Below are 19,148 nucleotides of genomic sequence, written 5' to 3'. Positions count from 1 at the left end.
GGCAGACCGCGGTAAACGGTGATCGATTCTGGTCCCGGCGTACGCGCTGCTCCGATGTGCTGCCCGGCTCGACCGGTCGGCGTACGGATGAGAGGCTGTCGGGGCGGGGGCCATGCTCAACCGCCGCCCAACCGCGACCCTTCCGACGGCGTCCGTCGGCGGCCCGGTCGACCCAGAGGCCGGGCACCGTCCGCGCCGATTCTCACGAGGAGATCCATGTTCATACCCGGGATGCGCCGGGCCGCTGTCGGCCTGACCGCGCTCGCGGTGGCCGCTTTCGGCGCGGTCGCCACCAGCCCTGAGCAAGCCGACGCGCGGCCGAAGCCGGTCGACGTCACCCTGCTGGCCCTCAACGACTTCCACGGCAACCTCGAACCGCCGAGCGGGTCCAGCGGCACCATCGCCGGGCAGACCGCGGGTGGCGTCGAGTTCCTGGCCACCCACCTGGCCGAGCTGCGCGCCGCAGCCAAGAAGAAGAACACCATCACGGTCGCCGCCGGTGACCTGATCGGCGCGTCCCCGCTGCTCTCGGCCGCGTTCCACGACGAGCCGACCATCGAGGCGCTGAGCATGGCCGGGCTGGACTACGCCAGCGTCGGCAACCACGAGTTCGACGAGGGCGCCGCCGAGCTGCTGCGGATCCAGAATGGCGGCTGCCACCCGGTGGACGGCTGCGTCGACGGCACCCCGTACCGGGGAGCCGACTTCCAGTACCTGTCCGCGAACGCCTTCACGACCGCCACCGGCAAGCCGCTGATGGCCCCGTACGCGATTCACAAGGTGCAGGGCGTCAAGGTCGGCTTCATCGGCATGACCCTGGAGGGCACCCCGCAGATCGTCAGCCAGCAGGGCGTCGCCGGTCTCAGCTTCGCCGACGAGGCGGACACCGCCAACCGGTACGCTCGCGAGCTGCGCCGCAAGGGCGTGGAGGCGATCGTCGTGCTGCTGCACGAGGGTGGCACCCAGGCGGCGACCGGCGGGATCAACGACTGCGTCGGCATGACCGGCCCCATCGTGGACATCACCAACCAGATGGACCCGTCGATCGACGTGGTGGTCAGCGGGCACACCCACCAGGCGTACAACTGCGACATCAACGGCAAGCTGGTCACCAGTGCCAGCTCGTTCGGTCGCCTGGTCACCGACATCGATCTCAAGATCGACCGGCACAGCGGTGACGTGGTCTCCGCCAGCGCGAACAACGTGGTGGTCAGCCGGGACGTCGACCCGGACCGGAAGCAGACCGCGCTGATCAACCGGTACAAGACGGTGCTCGGCCCGGTCGCCGACCGCCAGGTCGGCGTGACCGCCACCGGCCTCCCGACGACGCAGGAAAACCTGCTCGGCACCTGCTCCCCGCAGGTGCCCAACTCGTGCGGCGAGTCGCCGATCGGCAACGTGATCGCCGACGCGCAGCTCGCCGCCACCGACGACGAGCAGGGTGCGGTTGCCGCCCTCATGAACCCTGGCGGCGTACGGGCCGCCCTCGACGCCGGCCCGGTCACCTACGGGGAGGCGTTCACGGTGCAGCCGTTCGCCAACAACCTGGTGACGCTGGACCTGACCGGCGCGCAGCTCTACTGCGTCCTGGAGCAGCAGTTCGTCACCGGCCGCACGCTGTACCCGTCGGCCACGCTGGGCTACGTGGTGGACCTGAACGGCACCAGCGCCACCGCAGCCGACCCGTGCGTCGGCACCCGCGTGGTCCGGGGCAGTCTCACCATCGGCGGCACCGCCGTCGACACCGCCGCCACCTACCGGGTGACGGTGAACAACTTCCTGGCCGGCGGCGGCGACGGGTTCAGCACCCTCACCGCCGGGACGAACCTGGTCACCGGGCAGATCGACCTGGACGCGTTCGTGGACTACCTGACCGCCCAGTCGCCGGTCTCCGCACCGACGCTGGACCGGATCCGCACCACCGCCGAGGTCCCCGCCACCTGACGGCCGACCCCGCGAGATCGGGCCCCGGAGCAGCAGCTCCGGGGCCCGACCCGTCCCAAACCCCGCCGCCCCGCATCAGCCCGCGCCCGCCGCTCGCCGCCCGCCGCTCGCCGCCCGCCGCTCGCCGCCCGCCGCTCGCCGCCCGCCGCTCGCCGCCCGCCGCGCGCCCGCCGCCTGCTGCAAGATCGCGCTCGAACATGGTGTAGTGGCATTGGCACGCATCGAGGCCACTACATCCAGGATCGAGCACGTCAGGCGGGGGTGGGCGCGGCGGTGCGGGACGTCGGGGCGGTCGTCGCTACGCCGTCCTGCTCGGCGGTGAGCAGTCGGCGCAGGGAGAGGGCGACCAGCGAGGCGATCAGGCAACCGCCGACCACTGTCGCCACCCAGACGCTGCCGTGGGCGGCGCCGAGGAGCGGGCCGGCGGTCACCGGTCCGATCACGCCGCTGATCCCGAAGATCATTGAACTCATGGCGTTGTACCGGCCGCGCAGCTCGTCGGTGGCCAGCGCGTTCGTCAGCGCGGGCATCACCGGCGACAGCATCGTCTCGCCAAAGCCGAAGATCGCCGAGCAGGCCACCACGCACAGCGCGGCAAAGACGGCGTTTTCGGCGCTGACCAGGCCGCCGGCACCGAGGACCAACCAGGCGCCGGCGAACACCGCCCCGACCACGGCGAGTGCACCGGTACGGCTACGCCCCTCGATCCGGCGGAGCACCAGGAGCTGGGCCAGCACGATCATTACCGTGTTGGCCGCGAGCGCCCAGGCGACCACCTGGGGCGTCACCTCGACGACCCGCACGGCGTACGCGGCGAAGCCCACCTCGATCTGGGCGTACCCGCAGGTGGTGAGGATGAGACCGAAGATCACCAGTCGGCGGAACGGGCGGTCGCGGAGCACTGTCAGGTAGCCACCGGCGGACGGCTCGCCGCCGGTCCTGGGGCGGACGAGTCGGTGACCGACGCCCGGCAGGGTCAGCAGGATCAGCGCCGGCATCAGGTAACTCACCGCGTCGAGCACGTAAATGATCTGGAACGTGCCTGGCCGGGCGGTGTCGACGATCGCGCCGGACGTCATGCCACCAATGCCGATACCGAGGTTGAGCAGGGCGAAGTTCAGCCCGAAGACCCGTTGCCGTTCGTCGTCTCCGGTCAACGAGGCGAGGATCGTGTTCTGCCCGGACCAGATCGCCGAGCTGCCGACGGCGATCACCGTCATCACCAGCACTGCCGAGCCGGTCGAGTTCACCAACGCCAGCGAGCCGGTGCCGATGGCCTCGATCAGCAGGCAGGGCACCACCACCCGGCGGGCGCCGAATCGGTCGATGAGCGTCCCGCCCAGCGGTGACAGCGCCAGGGTGACCGCGCCGTACCAGCCGATCACCAGACCCGCCCGGGTGTCGGTGAGTCCGCGTACGTCGGTGAAGTAGATGAACAGGAACGGCAGGGTCAGACCGCGCCCGATCGCCGACAACAGGGTGCCGATCAGGAGTCGGCGAGCTTCGAAACGGCGGGGTAGGGCACGACGCAGCATGTCCGGCATTCTGTTCGCCGGGTGCGACACCGCGCGAACACTTTTGGACGTCGCCCCGCTGGCCGCAGGCCGCCGGGTGACCAATCCCACGATGATCCACTCGGCTGACGGCGGTCCGGCGTTGTCCGCCGGGTCTGCGATGCTGACCCGATGACCGGCACCTGGCGACACCTGCCCGCTACCGCCCGCGCCATCGCGGTCACCGCCACGACGGCCGTCGCCGCCGCCCAGGCACGCGACGGTCAGGCGTACGACGAGGCAGTCGGCGGTCTCGCCGCGGACGAGCGGTCCGGGCTGGTGCTCGGCGCGGTGGTCCGACTGCTGCTCGAGGAGAGCCATCCGGACGGGTTGACCGGCGACGACATCCGCCAGGTGTTGACCCGCTGCGTGCAGCAGTCGACGCGGTGGCGTTCCGATGTCGACCCGCACGTGGTGCTCGTCCTGCTGGCCGGCGCGCTCGGGGTGTACGACCCCGACGGCGACGAGGCACCGCCGGACGCGTCGGCGCTGGCCCGGCACGCCCCGCTGCTGGTGGCCGACCTGTTGGCGACGACCAGCGTGCCGTTGGGCGACTACCTGGCCGCCGCGTTCGCCGAGATCGAACGCACCGAACGACAGGACTGACAGGCGCGAACGCCGCTGAGAAGGCGCCGAACTCGCTGCGTACGAGGAAACGGCCCGGTGTCGAAGCGACCGGGCCGTTCCTCGTGCTCACTGGTGGTTGCAGGCAAAGCCCGCCCGGGCCCGGGAAGCGGGCCCGTCGCCACCGTCGCTCAGGCCCGACCCACCTGGACCTTCGGTGACGCCGCCGACGTGGCTGCGGGCCGCTGCGGTACGACCACCAGACCGTAGTTGTAGTTGGCCATCAGCAGGTCCTTCAGGCCGTCGTTGTTGATGTCGGCCACCGCGAGGCCACGCGGGGTGAAGGAGCTGGCGGGCGGCAACTGGGAGACCCGGAACTCGTTGCCCAGCCAGCCGTCCGGCCGCTGCAACAGGACACTCGCCGCGCTCCAACCGCCGTGGGTGATGGCGACGTCGTCCCGACCGTCGTTGTTGACGTCCGCGATCGCGATGGCGTCCGGCATCTCGTACACCGGGTAGCGGATCCACCGTCCGAGCACACCGGCGCTGTCGTGCGTGAGCACCTGCACCTGGGCGTTCGGCGCGTTGCCGGACACGGTGACGACGACGTCCTTCCTGCCGTCGCCGGTCACGTCGCCGACCGCCATGGAAGCCACCGTCTGCAGATGCCCGGCGGGCGCCTGATATCCCACGGGGGCCGCGAACGACCGGGGCTGCACCTGGGCGCTGATCTGGATCAGCTGCCCGAGCTGCACCACCAGGTCCGCCCGGCCGTCCCCGGTCATGTCGACCACGTCCAGGACGAAGCCGCGGTGCGTGGAGACGAGAGCCGCGGGCGCGAAGCTGCCGTTGTCATCGCCGTACCGGACCAGGACGCCGTTGTCGCTCACCGCGACGATGTCCGTCCGGCCGTCACCATCGAGGTCGCGGAGCCTGAGGTCGATGAGGTCGTCGGCGAACGACAGGTGCTCCGCCGCCGAGAGCCCCGATCCGGTACGGCGGAACACGTCGACACCGTCGCCGGTGGCGACGACCAGCTCGTTTGCGCCGTCACCGTCCAGGTCGCCGATCACCGGATACATACTGCCGCCGCTGGAGGTGGACATCGCCACCTGCTGCTTCATCACGAGCTGGTTGTCCGCCTCCTGCACGAACAGGAAAGCGGAATGGTCGTTGGCGTCGTCGAAGTACTCGGTCGTCGTGATCACCACGTCGGAGAGGCCATCGCCGGTCAGGTCGCCGGCGGAGACCGCCTCCTCCCAGGAACCGAGCTTCAGCCATGAGGGGCCGTTGAAGGCCACCGCGCCGTAGGGCTGGGTGACCACTGGCACCGCGTCGCCGGACACGCTCGCCCCGGCCGCCGGCCAGTCGTAGCCCTGGAACTGGGCGTAGACCGAGGTCGGAGTCCAGCCGGCGCCGTTGACCATGGCGATCGCCGTGCCGTCGGTGCCGTTGACAGTGGCGAACGCGACAGCTCCGGCGGCGGACATGAACGCGACCTCACCGCCAGGGATCCGACCGTCGGCGTACCGCACGTTCGCGATGAGCAGGATCCGCTGTCCCTGCTCCACCGAGCCCGGCGACACAGTGACAGTCGTCGTGGTGGCAGGTCCGGTGTAGACCCGCACGGCGTCGGACGTGGCAGTGGCGCCGCCAGTGGCGACCGCCCGGATCCAGTAGACGTAGCGGGTGGCGACAGTGAGGCCGGTGTCCACGTACTCGGTTGACGTCGTGGTGCCGACCACCGTCTCCACCGGGGCATCGTTACTCAGGCGGACGATCTCGTACCGCGCGGTGCCGGCCACGGCCTTCCACCGCAGGGTCATGCTCGTCTCCGCCGCGGTCGCCCGTACGTTAACGGGCTTCGCCAGCGAGGTCTGCACCGACACCTCGGACGAGTCACCCGACGCCCGCTTGCCGGATCGGGACCGCACCACGTAGTAGTACGTGGTCTCGGCGGCGACGGTTCCGTCCAGGTACGACGTCCCGGTGACGGTACCCACCGTCGTGTACGGGCCACCCGAGACGGTCCCACGCCGTACCTCGTAGCTGCTGGCGCCCGCCACCGCCGGCCAGCTCACCTCGACCTGGGTCTCGGACACCAGTTTCGCGCTGACCGGAGCGGGTGGCGGCAGGGCCGCCGCGAACGCCGGTGTACCGGACGCAACCAACACCAGCAGGGCCGTCAGTAAGGCCAGCACGCCACGATTCAGCAACCGCAGTTGCGACAACATACGCATCTCCAGATCCCCCGAGGGCTTGTACGGGCAGCCGCTCGTACAGCGCCGGCACATTCGGGATCGTCACGCGGGGACGGGACGGCGGACAGCTCAACGAACGTGGCCCGGACCGAGGGAAAAGCCGGGAGGGACATCGTTCGTTTGGTTGAACTGATCCAGATTCCGGCTTGTGGGACAACGAGGTTGCTGGTCATTCGCTAGCTTTCGTAGGTCTTGCTCACCTCCCTGTACGGTCATCGCCCTTCAGGCACCCCGAAGGAACAGTTCATGCAACGAAGTGCAGCGGTGGCACGGTTCGGTCTGGCCTCCCTGATGGCCATGTGCGTTCCGCTAGCTGTCGCAGCCCCGGCCAGAGCCGACGTCGAGTACCAGTCGTTCATGTCGGCACCCCAGATTGCCGACATCACCTTGGCTCCGGGGCAATCCGCAGAGCTTCCGGTGCCCCTCAGCGTCCTCGGCAACTACGACGCCGAGGGGGCCTTCGTGACCATCCAGACCTATGGCAAATCGCCGTTGACGCTGACGGGCCCGACGGGCGCGACGTGCACCGGAGACGTCGAGCTGCTCTGCTACCTCCCCGAGGTGATCACCCCGGGGCAGACGTCCGAGACGTGGGGGGCCAGCAACCCATTCCGGGTCACGGCACCGCCGACGGCCAAGGCGGGGACCTACCCGGTCGGCCTTTACTACATGCCCGCGAACACGTCCTACCGCAATGTGGGCCGCAACAGGGATGGCAGCTGGAAGATCACCCCGACCGTGCCCATCACCCAGTGGGTCTGGTCCGGTGACCACCCGTATGAGGACCAGTCGCTCGACGTCACCGTGACGGCTGGAGCGACACCGACTCCGAGCCCGTCGGCCGCCCAACCCACGCCCACGCCCACGCGACAGTCCCCGGATGGTGATGGCACGGTCCAGCCAACCGGCACCTCTTCCCCCGGCGGCGGTGCCGGTGGGGGCAGCGAATCCGGTGGGGGGCTTCCGGTGACCGGCACCCCGGTGACCGCTCTGACTGTTGGTGGCCTGCTGCTGCTCGTCGTTGGCGCCACTGTCGTGGGGCTTGCCCGACGCCGACGCACCAGGATCGTGGTCGAGTGACCAGGCTCCCGTACCCGGCGCAGACCTGCCTCACGTGAAGCGGAAGACGGACTGACGGCGTACCCGGATGTGGCCCGGTCGTTCGGACCGGGCCACTTCCTCGCGGTCATTCCTGGTTCCAGGCATCCGTCTCCGGTGTCCCCTGCGCACCCTCGTCAGACACCTGCGCGCTGGCGAGTGTCCTGCCGGAGCCGTCGAGCGCCGTCACCACGAGACCCGCGGTGGGTCGGGGCACTGTCAACGCCGCCCCGGAGCCGCTGGCCGGGGCCCTCGCCACCTCTTGCCCGTCCCGTAGGACGCGCACAGTGGTGGCCGCAGCCGGGGTCACCACCAGCAGGAACTGCTGGTCCCCGCTACTGGCCGCGTCGCCGTCGATCGGCACGGCCAGCACGCTTGCGGGATCGGTCGGATCCGTCGGCACAGTGAACGAGGTGCCGGTGCTGATGACGCTGTCGGACCGTGGTTGATCGGGCTCGATCGTCACCTCGCCGACCCAGCTGCCGTCGACTGCGGGAGCAGCCAGGACGGTCACCTGGCCGTTCGTCACCGACGGCTCGCCGGCGGTTGGTGATCCGCCGGTCGGGATGCCGGCAACGTGCCCGCCCCACACCACGCTCGGCAGGGCGGTCAGGCGGTAGCCCGCCGACTGGGCCGACTGGTACACCAGCTCTCGGGCACGCTGCGCCGTGACATCTCCCCGTACCCGGGACATCGCGGTCGCGAGCTGGGCGTCGGTGATCGGCTTGGCCGCCAGTGAGCCCGGCCCGGGAGTTATCTTGCGCGTCACCGCGCCGCAGTTGACCCGCCACCACTCGGGTCGCTGGGTCTGCGGCGTGCGGATCAGGTAGGAACCGGTCGGCTCCGAGGCCCACTGGAACGCGTTGCCGTTGAGCACCGGTGAGGTGAGGAAGGCGCAGCCGGCGGGTGCGATCGCCACGTGTATCGCCTTTCCCGGACCGGACGGGTCGTCCACGGCAAGGCTCTCGTAGGGTTCCAGAGCGTCGCTCGTACCCCGAACAGAGCCGGTGCTGGCCAGCTTCTCGGCGCTGGCGCCCTTCTCGGCGACGAGCCACACTGCGGCGCTGGGCCAGCCGGTGACCGGATCGGGCTGGGCACGGACGAAGGCGGCGAGCGCGATCCGTTGGTCGTTGACGTCGTCGATGAAGAGGACCTTCACCGCGTTGACCGGCACCGTCAGGTTGGGAAAGTCTCCTCGGCGCTGGGCGTCCAACAGAAGGTCGGAAAGCTGGCGGACATAGCCGGTGTCCCGGGCGACCGCACCGCGTGGCGGCGACTGAAGCAGTTTGTCCGACCAGGCCAGTACGGGTGCGATGGACTCGTTCGAGTTCGCTGGTGGCTGCGTGGTCCGGGCCGGGCCGGCCACGGCGAAGGCTGTGCCACCCACCGAGACCACGAGGGCCAGGGCCAGCCCGCCGAGGCGTCGCTGCCGCCTCCGTCGATAACGCGCCAGGACTCGACCGTACGGATCCGGCTGCGGGGTCAGCGTGCTGCTCAGCTCGGCCAGGGCCCGGCCCAGCTCCTCGTCGACAGTCATGGCGTTGCCCCCGTCATCCTCGTTGTGCCGTCCGGTGCCGGCTGAGCTGCCGTTGATGCCGGTGTCGACGGCGGCGCGTCCGCTGCCAGTGCCAGCCGCAGGCGAGCCAGGCCCCTCGACGCACGGCTCTTGACTGACCCGACCGAGCAGCCCAGGGTGGCGGCGACCTCCGCCTCCGGCAGATCGACCACGTACCGCAGCACGATCACGGCCCGGGTGCGCGGCGTCAGTGCCCGCATCGCCGCGTACAGGGCGTGCCGCTCCGCCACCGCATCCGTCATGTCCCGGGTGGACCGCTCCGGCAGAATCGCCGTCACCAACTCGTGCACCCGGTAGCGGCGCCAACTACTGATGTGCTGATTGATCATGACGCGCCGCAGGTAGGCCATCGGATCTTCGACCCGCCGCCACCGACGCATCACCTTCACCAGCGCCGCCTGCACCAGATCCTCCGCATCCTGTGCCGACCCGGTGAGGTGGTACGCCACGCGCAAGAGATCCATGTAGCGCGTGTCGACGAACTCTCGGAAATGCTCGTCGTCAGCTGCCATAAGCCCCCGCCTCGATTGGTTACCTGTCACGACCCCGCCGGGGGTCAAAAGGTTGAAGGCGGCAGCGGGCGCGTTCAACGTGCCCCGGATGGCCGCAGCTGGGCAGCATCGCCACAGCGCTGGGCCGTGCATGGTCAACAAACGCCAGAGGGCACATCCGTGATCGGATGTGCCCTCTTACCTCTGGTCGGGGTGGCCGGATTCGAACCGACGACCTCTTCGTCCCGAACGAAGCGCGCTACCAAGCTGCGCCACACCCCGAGGCGTGCCGACAAATAGTAGCCCACCCGCCCCGATGGTCAAACTCGGTACCCCCGCCGACCGGACCCGTCAGCGCGATCGCCGGCCGGGCTGGTTCGTTGATCGACTCGGGTTCCAGGAAGTCGGGCTGTCGACGTGACCAGGACACCCCAACTTTCAGGAACCCGAGTCGATCAACGACAGCTGCCTGGTCTCGCCGCGACGGGTGGCGCGAGAGGGGTCAGCGGGGGATGAGGGTGAGGATGCTGGCCTCCGGGGGGCAGGCGAAGCGGACCGGGGCGGTCGGGTGGGTGCCGAGACCGGCGGAGACGTGCAGCCAGGAGTCCGAGCCGGGCCACCGGTGCAGCCCCTGCGCCATCGAGCGCGGCAGGCCGCAGTTGGTCACCAGGGCCCCGAAGCCCGGTACGCAGACCTGCCCGCCGTGGGTGTGCCCGGCCAACAGCAGGCCGAAGCCGTCCGCCGCCATCTGGTCGAGCACCCGTGGCTCGGGGGAGTGCGTCACGGCGATGGACAGGTCGGCGGAGGACGCCACCCGGCCCGACACGGACGGGTAGTCGTCCCGGTCGATGTGGGGGTCGTCGACGCCGACGAGGTCCAGCTCCCGGCCGCCGGCCTTGAGGCTCGTCCGCGCGTTGTTCAGGTCCGCCCAGCCGGCGCCGGTGAAGACCTGACGCAGCTCCTCGTAGGGAAGCTCCACGCCCTCGGTGTACTCCCGGTCGGGCAGGAAGTAGCTGAAGGGGTTCTTCAACACCGGCCCGGTGTAGTCGTTGGAGCCGAACACGAACGCGCCCGGGTAGTCCAGCAGCGGTTGCAGGGCCCGCAGCACCCCGGGCACCGCGCCCGGGTGCGCCATGTTGTCGCCGGTCACCACCACCAGGTCGGGGTCGAGGGCGGCCAGCGACGCCACCCAGCGCTGCTTGCGCGCCTGGTCGGGCATCATGTGCAGGTCCGACAGGTGCAGCACACGTAGCGGCTCCGCGTCGGTCGGGAGCACCGGCACGTCGTACCGCCGCAGTGTGAACATGTTGCGCTCGATGAGCGACGCGTACGCGAGGGTGGCCGCGCCGATCGTGGCGGTTCCGGCGGCGAGCCGGAATAGTGTGCGCTTTCGCATGGCGTTCAGGGTAGTTTGACCGTCCATGAGCACGCTGAAGGACCGCCTCACCGCCGACATGCGTTCCGCGCTCAAGGCGCGCGACGAGCTGACCACCTCCACGCTGCGGATGGCCCTGGCCGCCGTCGGCACCGCCGAGGTCGCCGGCAAGGCCAAGCGCGAGCTCACCGATGACGAGGTGCTCGCGGTGTTGACCAAGGAAGCCAAGAAGCGTCGGGAGGCGGCCACCGCCTTCGCCGACGCCGGGCGCGCCGAGCAGGCCGCGAAGGAGAGCGCCGAGGGCGAGGTGTTGGACCGCTACCTGCCCAAGCAGCTCTCGGACGCCGAGTTGACCGAGCTGGTGTCGGGGGCGCTCGCCGCGGGCGGCTTCACCGGCAAGGCCCAGATGGGCCCGGCGATGAAGGCGGCCCAGGCCGCTGTGGCGGGCCAGGCCGAGGGTGGCCGGGTGGCCGCCGAGGTACGCCGACAGCTCGGTCTCTGACTCACCGGGTCGGTGGCGCGGCACGACTGTGGTCGTAGCCGCCAGCTGGTCCGGGCAGACGAAACGGGCGGGCACCCGAGGAGGGTGCCCGCCCGTCGTGTCCTACCCGTCGGCTCAGCCGTTGGGGCGGCCGTTGCCGGGTCTACCTGGCTGGTTGCCGGGCGGGTTGCCCGGAGTGCCGTCGGTGTTGCCCGGCGTGCCGCCGCCGCTGCTGACCTGGATGGTGACCACACCACCCTTGATCGTGCGTCCGTCCGGGCTGGTGCCGGCCGCGTCGCCCGCCTTGCAGGAGGACGGCACCTTCGCACTGGAGACGACCGGCTCGAAGCCGGCGCCCTTGAGTCGGGACTTCGCCTGCTCCACCGACACGCACTTCACGTCGGGGATGCTGCGCTGGTCACCCTCGGAGATCTTCTGGCCGGGTGGTGTGAACTGGACCCGGTCCTTGCCCTTCATGGCATCGCGCAGGGTCTCGTACACCGGTGGGTTGATGCCGTCCTTCTCGGCGTGCTTCATCTTGACGTTCGTCTGCGGCCAGTCCGGGTCGGCCATGATGCCGGCCACCGAGTACTGCTTGGTCATGGCGACCAGGGCGGCCGTCTTCTCCGAGTCGGTGGTGCCGGACTTGCCGGCCACTGGCGCGTCGACGATGCCCTTCACCACGCGGGCCGTACGGCTGCCACCGCACTTGCTGGTGCTGGAGTTGTCACCGACCGGGCAGCGGGCGGCGTCCACGGCGGCCCGGGCCACCTCGGTGCTGAACCGCTTCTCGCAGCGCGGGTTGGCGATGTCCAGCTTGTTGCCCTCCGGGTCGCGGATTTCCTGCACCGGGATCGGCTCGCAGTACTTCCCGTCCGCCGCGAGGGTGGCGTACGCGTTGGCCAGGTCGAGCGGCGTGGTGGAGGAGACACCGAGGGTGAACGCGCCCCACTGGTGGGCGGCATCCTTGGTCGCGGCGAACTTGGCGTCGTTGCTCGCCCGGAACTGGATGCCGGCCCGCCGGGCGGCGTCGACCACGTTCTCCGCGCCGACCTGCTGTTGCAGCGGGACGAAGTACGTGTTGATCGACGCGCTGAAGGCGCTCCACATGTTCTGCACGCCGCCGGCCTTCAGGCCGGAGTTGGTCGGGCAGTAGAAGTGGGTGCCCTTGCAGGCAGCCGGGCTGCTGCTGTCGATGATGTATTCCGACTTGAACTGCTGGGGCGCGTTGATCGTGTAGCTGAGCGGAATGCCCTTCTCCAGCGCGGCCAGGATGCTGAAGATCTTGAAGGTCGAGCCGGCCTGGTAACCGGTGATGCCGTTGCCGCCGGTGAGCAGCGGGTTCACTGTCGCCGGGTAGTTGCCCCGGATGCCCTTCCTGCTTTTGGCCGGGTCGCTGGAGAGCTTGTTCTTCGGGTTCTTCGGGTCGTCGAGCTTGAACTGCCGGTTGACCGCGAGGGCCCGCACCCGGCCGCTGCCCGGCTCGACCACCGCGACCATTGCCGCTTCCTTGCTGTTCACGCTCTTGGCCTTACGGACGGCCTTGTCCGCACCGCGCTGCGCCTGGACGTCGAGCGAGGTCACGACGGTGTAGCCGCCGCTCTTGAGCCGACGCTCCCGGTCGTACGTGGTCGAGCCGAACGTCTCCTGATCCATCCACCAGCGGTAGAAGTAGTCGCAGAAGAAGCCCCACTCGTTGACGTTGGCGGCGACGCAGCCGTTCGGGGTGCGCTTGTCCTTCACGACCAGCTTGGTCGCCTTGGCGGCGTCCGCCTCCTGCTGGGTGATGGCCTTGATGTCGACCATGTTCTGGATGACGTAGTTACGCCGCTCCAGTGCGAGCGGGTAGCCGGCCTCGGTGGTCGGGTCGTTCGTCGTCGGCGCCTTGACCATGCCGGCCAGCAGGGCCGCTTCCTCGATCTTCAGCTTGCTCGGCGGCTTGCCGAAGTAGACCTGGCTGGCGGCGTAGATGCCGTACGCGCCGTTGCCGAACGAGGCGAGGTTGAGGTAGCGGGTGAGGATCTCGTCCTTGGAGAATTCCTTGTCGACCTGGAGAGCCAGCCGCATCTCGCGGAGCTTGCGGGCGCTGGTGTCCTCGGTCGCCGCGACGACGTCCGCCGGGTGGGTGGCCGAGTAGGCGATGGCCAGCCGGACGTACTGCATGGTCAGCGTCGAGGCGCCCTGCCGACCGGCGCCCTCGCTCTGGTTGTTCACGAACGCGCGGGCGACACCGTTGATGTCGACGCCGTTGTGCTTGTAGAAGTCGTGGTCCTCGGCCGCGATGATGGCCTTCTGCATTGCCGGCGAGATGTCTGGGAGCTTCACGTCCCGCCGGTTCTCGTCGTACATCGTCGCGAGCGGGGTCTTGCCGTCCGAGGCCATCAGGTAGCTGATCTGTGGCGCGCGGGCCACCGTCAGCTCCGTGGGCAGGGCACCGAATGTCTCGGCGCCGGCCTTCGCGGCCAGGCCGGACATCGCTACCGCGGGGAAGGCCGCCGCGGCGACCACCACGCCGGCCAGCAGGCCACACACGAGTAGCGATGCGGCGTTGGTCAGCACATTGTGGTCACGTTTCCGCATCCAGGTCACCTCGACAGGGTACGCGAGTAGGGAACGAGGGGCGCTGGGGCGTTCTTTCCCCATTTCCTGCGCGCGCTGCCCTCGTTGTGCTAAACGCACGACCCCCGGTGCTTGGTTGCGTGTGACCTGGCGTGAGTCTCCTCCGATTCAGTGAGGCGGCGCAGCGTTATCGCTGACCTCGGCGGGGTAACCGGCGGTCGAAGGCCCGGGAAGCCGGGAGTGTCCGGAATGATGGATTTCGTCGACAACGTTGCGTAATCGGTCGACTACAGAGCATGATGGGGACGGCGACAGCGCCACATGTCGTCCGCGCCGCCTTGGGGAAGGCGGGCCGGGCGATCGGGGGGAATTGCCGGCTGACGTGCATCGACGAGGTCGGTAGGTACTGCAAGGGGGGACGTGTACACATGGGCATGATCACTGACTGGCCGTCACTGGCGGCATGTCAGAACGGGGACCCGGACGCGTTGTTCGTACAGGGCGCCGAACAGAACGTGGCGAAGCGGATCTGCCGGAGCTGCCCAGTTCGGTACGAGTGCCTGGCCGACGCGCTGGACAACCGGATCGAGTTCGGTGTGTGGGGCGGCATGACCGAACGCGAACGGCGGGCGCTGCTGCGTCGTCACCCGCAGGTGACGAGCTGGCGCAAGATGTTCGAGGCCGCGATGAAGAAGAACAGCAAGGACAAGGCCGGCAAGGACAAGATTCTCGTCAGCGCGGCCAACTGACGCCGGTCACGGCCGGCTGATCGCCGCGCCGATCGTCCGTAGCCCGTCGACGTCGTGCACGTCGGCGGGCTGCGCCGTAACCGAAACCGCCGGCACGGCCGGGAACGCCTCGGTGAAGCGTGCGGCGACCTGCTGCTCGCGTACCGCCTGGCGCGCCAACGCCGCGTGCGCCCGCAGCACGTCGGCGGTGGCCTCGTGCCCACCCAGCTCGGTCAGCCGCTCGGCGGCGACCCGGCTCTGCTCGGCGTCCAGCTCCGGGACCGCCGGGCGGTGCACCCGGTTGAGCACCAGGCCGGCCAGTGGCATCTGCTCCTCGCGCAGCCGGCCCGCGAAGTAGGCGGCTTCCCGGACCGCGTCCGGCTCCGGCGTCGCGACCAGGAGAAAGGCCGTCTCCCGCGCCTGCAGGATGCGGTACGTCTGCTCGGCGCGCTGCCGGAAACCGCCGAACATCGAATCCAGCGCCGCCACGAAGCCGGACAGGTCGGTGAGCAGCTGCGCGCCGAGCACCTTCTGCACCACCTTCGAGAACATCCCGAACGAGGCGGTGACCAGGCTGAACATGCTCCGGCCGCCGCTTCGCGCCGGGGCCAGCAGCAGTCGCAGCATCCGGCCGTCGAGGAAACGGGAGAGTCGGGCCGGCGCGTCCAGGAAGTCAAGTGCCGAACGGGACGGTGGCGTGTCCACCACGATCAGGTCCCATTCGCCCCGGGCGTGCAGCTGACCCAGCTTCTCCATCGCCATGTATTCCTGAGTGCCGGCGAAGGTCGAGCTCATCGCCTGGTAGAACGGGTTCGCGAAGATCTCCGCGGCCTTCGCCGGGTCGGTGTGCTGCAACACCACGTCGTCGAAGGTGCGCTTCATGTCCAGCATCATGGCGTGCAACTCGCCGCCGCTGCCCTCGACGTCGATCCCCTTGACCTGGCGAGGGGTGTTGTCCAGCTCGGTCAGGCCCAGCGACTGGGCCAGCCGGCGGGCCGGGTCGATGGTGAGCACCACGGTGCGTCGGCCGTGGTGCTCGGCGGCCCGCAGCGCCAGCGCCGCGGCCGTGGTCGTCTTTCCCACTCCGCCGGCACCGCAGCACACGACGATCCGCACGCCCGGATCGGCGAGGATCTGGTCGACGTCCAGCTGCGGCGCCGCGTCTTCGGAAGGCACCAATCGAGCGTATCGGGCCGGTGGGCCCGCGCGCCCGTGCTGCGCTCAGGTGTGAGTCATTCGGCGCGGACGAGCGCCTGGGCCAGCGTCGCCAGCCCCGCCCGGTCCACCCCGTCGGGCAGCAATGGCAGCTCGATCATCGGCAGCCCCAACTCCACCAGGTCGGCGCGGAGCGAATCCTCCAGTTCGCGCCGGATGACCTGGTCACGTGCCTCGTCGTGCAGCCCGGCCACGATGTCCCGATCGGCCGGGAGCCCGGCGGCGACCAGTCCGCGCCGCAACTCCGCAGCGGTGACCGCCTGCCCGGCGGGCAGCGGGGGTCGGACGCCGTTGACGAGCACCTTCCCGACGCCGAAGCCGAGCGCGGTCAGGTCGGCGATCGCGTCGACGGTCTCCTGGATCGGCATCTCCTCCAGCAGCGTGACCACGTGCACAGCGGTCATCGGGGACCGCAGCAACGCGGCCACCCCCTCGCTCTGGGTCTTGATCGGGCCCACCTTGGCCAGCCGGGCGGTCTCCGCCGTCACGTTGAGGAACCGGCCGATCCGCCCGGTCGGCGGGGCGTCCAGCACCACGGCGTCGTACGCGCGCCGCTGCCCGTTGGTGCGGGTGGTGGCCTCCTTCACCTTGCCGGTGAGCAGGACGTCGCGCAGGCCGGGCGCGATGGTGGTGGCGAAGTCGATGGCACCGAGCTTGCGCAGTGCCCGGCCGGCCGCGCCCAGCTTGTAGAACATGTCCAGGTACTCGAGCAGCGCCTCCTCGGCGTCCACCGCGAGCGCCCGCACCTCACCGCCGTCCGGCGCGTCGGCGAGGTGCCGCTCCTCGTAGGGCAGCGGGTCGATGCCGAACAGCTGCGCGATGCCCTGCCGCCCCTCGACCTCGACCAGCAGGGTGCGCCGACCCCCGGCGGCGAGCGCGAGGGCCAGCGCCGCCGCCACGCTGGTCTTACCGGTGCCGCCCTTGCCGGTCACCACGTGGAGACGGGCAGGCCATCCGGCACCGGCCGGGTCGATCGGGCGCTCAGCTGCACACACCCGTCGAGCCTATCCAGGCATCGGGGTCACGCGACCTCGCAGACCCACCAACCCGTCTTCTGCACCACAGTGAAGCGCAGTTCCTGGTCGGCCACCTTCTCGTCGGCGGTGGTCATGGTGAGCCGGGTGGAGACGGTGGCCCGTTCCCCGGTCTGGTTGTCCACCTTCGGGGTGGTCCACCGGAAGCGCGGGTTCTGGTACGCGGAGGCGTACTTGTCCACCTCGGCGACCTTCGCGGCGATCTTGTCGTCGTCGCGGGCCGCGGCGCAGACGCGACTGGCGGCCTTTGTCGCGTCGCGGTCCTTGTAGATCGCGGTGAGGAACTCGTCGACGGCGACCGCCGGCTCCTTGGCACCCTCGCCGGTCTCGGCATTGCGCAGGGTCAGGAAGGCCACCACGCCGCCGCCCACGCACAGCACCATGATCACAACGAGTGCGATGGCCGCGATCAGCAGGCCGCGCTTCTTCTTCGGCTCGGCCGTGCCCGGGTAGGGCGGGTAGGCCGGCGGGGCCGGGGGGATCGGCGAGGGGTTCGGGGTGCCCGATGGCGGCGCGGCGGCCGAGGCGGGGGCGGCGGGCAGCGCCGGCCGGGCGGGGGGCGCGGGGAGAGTGGGCTGCCCCGGCGGCGGGGTGGGGGTGGACTGGCTGGGGACACCCGGCGCGCCGGGCTGATCCGGGTGCGCCGGCGGGTGGACGGGTGGGCCGGCCTGGTCGCCGCTGGGCGGGTGGGTCATGTCTTTCCCCCAGGGGTGCGGCGCCCGCCGCCACCCCTGGCGCCGAGCGTGATCGAGCGGGCGTCCGGGCGCTGCGCGACCGTCCGACCGGAAGGGTAGCGGTCGATGGCCCCCTCGGTGTCGCCCCTGCCTGCCCGGGAGGTCCAGCGATCCGGTGAGCGGTACCCGGGTCGGTTCCGGTGTCGGGCCCCCGACCTGCGGTGTGTCGCATATGTGACTGTTGGTGACCTCTTGTGCGCGTCCTGTTGGCGGGACTGGGGCCACAGACCTACCTTCGTCCCCGGTGCGGGGGCCGGAACGGACGAATGGGGCCGGGCCGGAAGCATGGTCCGAGAGGTACGACCGGAGGCAGTGCATGCGCGACGCGGACAACGTTCCTCGTACCCACTTCCCGACGAACGACCGGCCCCGCCGGCCGGGGACCGTGGCCGAGGCCGGCGGGCAGGTCACCAACCAGCCGATCAACGAACGGTCGTACCGCCGGACGCCGGAGCAGGCGGAGGCGGCCCGCGTGCCGAGCCAGCCCGTCGAGCGGATCCGCGACGACGACGAGCCGGGCTTCGTCATCCATCTGCCGATCCGGGTGCCGAACCTGGCGGCGGCGACGGTGCTGGCCGGACGGGTCGCGGTGTCCCTGGGGTTCCTGCCCGAGCTGGACGCCGGCGAGACCACCGTGTCCAATGCCGACGATCAGAACAACCGGCACCGGGTCTTCTGCGACCTGCTGCTGCCGGACCGGTCCCGCTGCCCCCAGGGGTACGAGCACGAAGGGCGCTGCGGGGAACTGCCGGCCACGTCGGAGCAGCGTCCCGTACCCCGTCCCGCCAGCGGACCGTAGGCTGTCCCTCGAACAATTCCGCACCGAGAGGGAGCCCTTCAGCGATGCAGAAGTGGGAATACTCCACGGTCCCGCTGCTGGTCCACGCGACCAAGCAGATCCTCGACAACTGGGGCGAGGACGGGTGGGAGCTCGTCGCCGTGGTCCCCGGCCCGAACCCGGACCAGCTGGTCGCCTACCTGAAGCGGCCGAAGGCGTGAGCAACGGTCCGCACGCGAAGCTCGCCGAGCTCGGCCTCGAACTGCCCGAGGTCGTGCCGCCGGTGGCCAGCTACGTCCCGGCCGTGCAGTCCGGGCAGCACGTGTACGTTTCCGGCCAGTTGCCGATGGCCGAGGGCAAGCTGCTCGGGACCGGCAAGGTCGGCGCCGGGATCTCCGCCGAGCAGGCGAAGGATCTGGCCCAGCGGTGTGCGCTCAACGCGCTGGCCGCTGTCGACTCGCTGGTCGGCCTGGAAAACGTGGTCAAGGTGGTGAAGGTGACCGGGTTCGTGGCCTCCGCGCCCGGCTTCACCGGTCAGCCCGCCGTGATCAACGGTGCCTCCGACCTCCTCGGCACCGTCTTCGGGGAGGCCGGCCGCCACGCGCGTAGTGCGGTAGGTGTGGCCGAGCTGCCCCTCGACGCCCCGGTGGAGATCGAACTGATCGTCGAGGTCGCCTGACGCGTCCCCATCGCCCCGCGATCTTGCACTTTCTGCTCGGACGAAAGCCCTGAACGGGGATGAATCAGGGGCCGCCAG

Annotated in this window: 17 protein-coding genes and 1 tRNA gene; 8 read left to right on the top strand and 10 right to left on the bottom strand. The window is 70.1% G+C overall.

Features of this window, described 5'->3' with window-relative positions; all coding sequences use genetic code 11:
* The first annotated feature begins 216 nt into the window (after positions 1-216).
* Entirely contained in the window at positions 217-1,944 is a 1,728-nt protein-coding gene (locus KBX26_RS06040; RefSeq protein WP_210864899.1) for a bifunctional UDP-sugar hydrolase/5'-nucleotidase, read from the top strand.
* A gap of 251 nt (positions 1,945-2,195) precedes the next feature.
* On the opposite strand, the gene KBX26_RS06035 is transcribed toward KBX26_RS06040, so the two are convergent.
* Positions 2,196-3,479, bottom strand: a complete 1,284-nt coding sequence (locus tag KBX26_RS06035) for an MFS transporter (protein ID WP_210864898.1) — start codon at positions 3,477-3,479, stop codon at positions 2,196-2,198.
* Positions 3,480-3,629: 150 nt separating this feature from the next.
* On the opposite strand from KBX26_RS06035, the gene KBX26_RS06030 reads away from it, so the two are divergent.
* Positions 3,630-4,103 (top strand): hypothetical protein, encoded by a 474-nt coding sequence (locus KBX26_RS06030; protein ID WP_030328096.1) that lies wholly within the window; start codon positions 3,630-3,632, stop codon positions 4,101-4,103.
* 149 nt (positions 4,104-4,252) lie between these two features.
* Here KBX26_RS06030 and KBX26_RS06025 read toward each other — a convergent pair whose 3' ends face one another.
* A complete protein-coding gene (locus tag KBX26_RS06025) occupies positions 4,253-6,301 on the bottom strand; it encodes an FG-GAP-like repeat-containing protein (protein WP_210864897.1) in 2,049 nt (682 codons plus the stop codon).
* 213 nt (positions 6,302-6,514) lie between these two features.
* Here KBX26_RS06025 and KBX26_RS06020 point away from each other — a divergent pair, with 213 nt between their 5' ends.
* The gene (locus KBX26_RS06020) at positions 6,515-7,402 is read left to right on the top strand and encodes a hypothetical protein (protein ID WP_210864896.1); all 888 of its coding nucleotides are present in this window, start codon (positions 6,515-6,517) and stop codon (positions 7,400-7,402) included.
* 106 nt (positions 7,403-7,508) lie between these two features.
* Here the strand turns inward: KBX26_RS06020 and KBX26_RS06015 are convergent, their stop codons facing one another.
* From KBX26_RS06015 to KBX26_RS06000, 4 genes are all read right to left on the bottom strand, one after another.
* Positions 7,509-8,957, bottom strand: a complete 1,449-nt coding sequence (locus KBX26_RS06015; RefSeq protein ID WP_210864895.1) for a hypothetical protein — start codon at positions 8,955-8,957, stop codon at positions 7,509-7,511.
* The gene (locus KBX26_RS06010; protein WP_247680205.1) at positions 8,954-9,586 is read right to left on the bottom strand and encodes a SigE family RNA polymerase sigma factor; all 633 of its coding nucleotides are present in this window, start codon (positions 9,584-9,586) and stop codon (positions 8,954-8,956) included. Before KBX26_RS06010 ends, KBX26_RS06015 begins: the two co-directional genes overlap by 4 nt.
* A gap of 106 nt (positions 9,587-9,692) precedes the next feature.
* Positions 9,693-9,769 (bottom strand) — tRNA-Pro (locus KBX26_RS06005).
* 220 nt (positions 9,770-9,989) lie between these two features.
* Positions 9,990-10,883, bottom strand: coding sequence for a metallophosphoesterase (locus tag KBX26_RS06000; RefSeq protein WP_210864894.1), 894 nt, complete (start codon positions 10,881-10,883; stop codon positions 9,990-9,992).
* Positions 10,884-10,908: 25 nt separating this feature from the next.
* On the opposite strand from KBX26_RS06000, the gene KBX26_RS05995 reads away from it, so the two are divergent.
* A complete protein-coding gene (locus tag KBX26_RS05995) occupies positions 10,909-11,364 on the top strand; it encodes a GatB/YqeY domain-containing protein (protein WP_030328082.1) in 456 nt (151 codons plus the stop codon).
* 114 nt (positions 11,365-11,478) lie between these two features.
* On the opposite strand, the gene KBX26_RS05990 is transcribed toward KBX26_RS05995, so the two are convergent.
* A complete protein-coding gene (locus KBX26_RS05990) occupies positions 11,479-13,923 on the bottom strand; it encodes a transglycosylase domain-containing protein (RefSeq protein ID WP_036410680.1) in 2,445 nt (814 codons plus the stop codon).
* Between the two features lie 407 nt (positions 13,924-14,330).
* Between KBX26_RS05990 and KBX26_RS05985 the strand changes: the two genes are divergently transcribed.
* Positions 14,331-14,651 carry a WhiB family transcriptional regulator gene (locus tag KBX26_RS05985; protein ID WP_030328078.1) on the top strand — a complete coding sequence of 107 codons (321 nt, stop codon included), beginning with the start codon at positions 14,331-14,333 and terminating at the stop codon, positions 14,649-14,651.
* Between the two features lie 6 nt (positions 14,652-14,657).
* Here KBX26_RS05985 and KBX26_RS05980 read toward each other — a convergent pair whose 3' ends face one another.
* From KBX26_RS05980 to KBX26_RS05970, 3 genes are read right to left on the bottom strand one after another with little or no spacing between them, the layout of a single operon-like run.
* The gene (locus tag KBX26_RS05980) at positions 14,658-15,809 is read right to left on the bottom strand and encodes an ArsA-related P-loop ATPase (RefSeq protein WP_030328076.1); all 1,152 of its coding nucleotides are present in this window, start codon (positions 15,807-15,809) and stop codon (positions 14,658-14,660) included.
* Positions 15,810-15,862: 53 nt separating this feature from the next.
* Positions 15,863-16,840 carry an ArsA-related P-loop ATPase gene (locus KBX26_RS05975; protein ID WP_210864893.1) on the bottom strand — a complete coding sequence of 326 codons (978 nt, stop codon included), beginning with the start codon at positions 16,838-16,840 and terminating at the stop codon, positions 15,863-15,865.
* A 26-nt stretch (positions 16,841-16,866) separates the two neighbouring features.
* Positions 16,867-17,574 (bottom strand): hypothetical protein, encoded by a 708-nt coding sequence (locus KBX26_RS05970; RefSeq protein WP_307857752.1) that lies wholly within the window; start codon positions 17,572-17,574, stop codon positions 16,867-16,869.
* Between the two features lie 355 nt (positions 17,575-17,929).
* Between KBX26_RS05970 and KBX26_RS05965 the strand changes: the two genes are divergently transcribed.
* From KBX26_RS05965 to KBX26_RS05955, 3 genes are read left to right on the top strand one after another with little or no spacing between them, the layout of a single operon-like run.
* The gene (locus KBX26_RS05965) at positions 17,930-18,412 is read left to right on the top strand and encodes a hypothetical protein (RefSeq protein ID WP_030328070.1); all 483 of its coding nucleotides are present in this window, start codon (positions 17,930-17,932) and stop codon (positions 18,410-18,412) included.
* A 44-nt stretch (positions 18,413-18,456) separates the two neighbouring features.
* Positions 18,457-18,612, top strand: coding sequence for a DUF4177 domain-containing protein (locus KBX26_RS05960; RefSeq protein WP_007466198.1), 156 nt, complete (start codon positions 18,457-18,459; stop codon positions 18,610-18,612).
* Positions 18,609-19,070 carry a RidA family protein gene (locus KBX26_RS05955; RefSeq protein WP_210857580.1) on the top strand — a complete coding sequence of 154 codons (462 nt, stop codon included), beginning with the start codon at positions 18,609-18,611 and terminating at the stop codon, positions 19,068-19,070. The genes KBX26_RS05960 and KBX26_RS05955 overlap by 4 nt, the downstream gene beginning before the upstream one ends.
* Positions 19,071-19,148: the final 78 nt, after the last annotated feature.

The sequence above is a fragment of the Micromonospora sp. C97 genome (assembly GCF_018070385.1).
GTDB classification, from domain to species: domain Bacteria; phylum Actinomycetota; class Actinomycetes; order Mycobacteriales; family Micromonosporaceae; genus Micromonospora; species Micromonospora parva.
Note: the sequence above shows the minus strand (reverse complement) of the source record. Positions and strands in the feature narration are given on the sequence as shown.

What these genes read in the sequence shown, in the direction of transcription:
- KBX26_RS05965 (WP_030328070.1), top strand. Translation starts at nt 17,930, where the DNA reads ATGCGCGACGCGGACAACGTTCCTCGTACCCACTTCCCGACGAACGAC.
- KBX26_RS06025 (WP_210864897.1), bottom strand. Translation starts at nt 6,301, where the DNA reads ATGCGTATGTTGTCGCAACTGCGGTTGCTGAATCGTGGCGTGCTGGCC.
- KBX26_RS05960 (WP_007466198.1), top strand. Translation starts at nt 18,457, where the DNA reads ATGCAGAAGTGGGAATACTCCACGGTCCCGCTGCTGGTCCACGCGACC.
- KBX26_RS06040 (WP_210864899.1), top strand. Translation starts at nt 217, where the DNA reads ATGTTCATACCCGGGATGCGCCGGGCCGCTGTCGGCCTGACCGCGCTC.
- KBX26_RS05970 (WP_307857752.1), bottom strand. Translation starts at nt 17,574, where the DNA reads ATGACCCACCCGCCCAGCGGCGACCAGGCCGGCCCACCCGTCCACCCG.
- KBX26_RS06000 (WP_210864894.1), bottom strand. Translation starts at nt 10,883, where the DNA reads ATGCGAAAGCGCACACTATTCCGGCTCGCCGCCGGAACCGCCACGATC.
- KBX26_RS05985 (WP_030328078.1), top strand. Translation starts at nt 14,331, where the DNA reads ATGGGCATGATCACTGACTGGCCGTCACTGGCGGCATGTCAGAACGGG.
- KBX26_RS06030 (WP_030328096.1), top strand. Translation starts at nt 3,630, where the DNA reads ATGACCGGCACCTGGCGACACCTGCCCGCTACCGCCCGCGCCATCGCG.
- KBX26_RS06015 (WP_210864895.1), bottom strand. Translation starts at nt 8,957, where the DNA reads ATGACTGTCGACGAGGAGCTGGGCCGGGCCCTGGCCGAGCTGAGCAGC.
- KBX26_RS05995 (WP_030328082.1), top strand. Translation starts at nt 10,909, where the DNA reads ATGAGCACGCTGAAGGACCGCCTCACCGCCGACATGCGTTCCGCGCTC.
- KBX26_RS06035 (WP_210864898.1), bottom strand. Translation starts at nt 3,479, where the DNA reads ATGCTGCGTCGTGCCCTACCCCGCCGTTTCGAAGCTCGCCGACTCCTG.
- KBX26_RS05990 (WP_036410680.1), bottom strand. Translation starts at nt 13,923, where the DNA reads ATGCGGAAACGTGACCACAATGTGCTGACCAACGCCGCATCGCTACTC.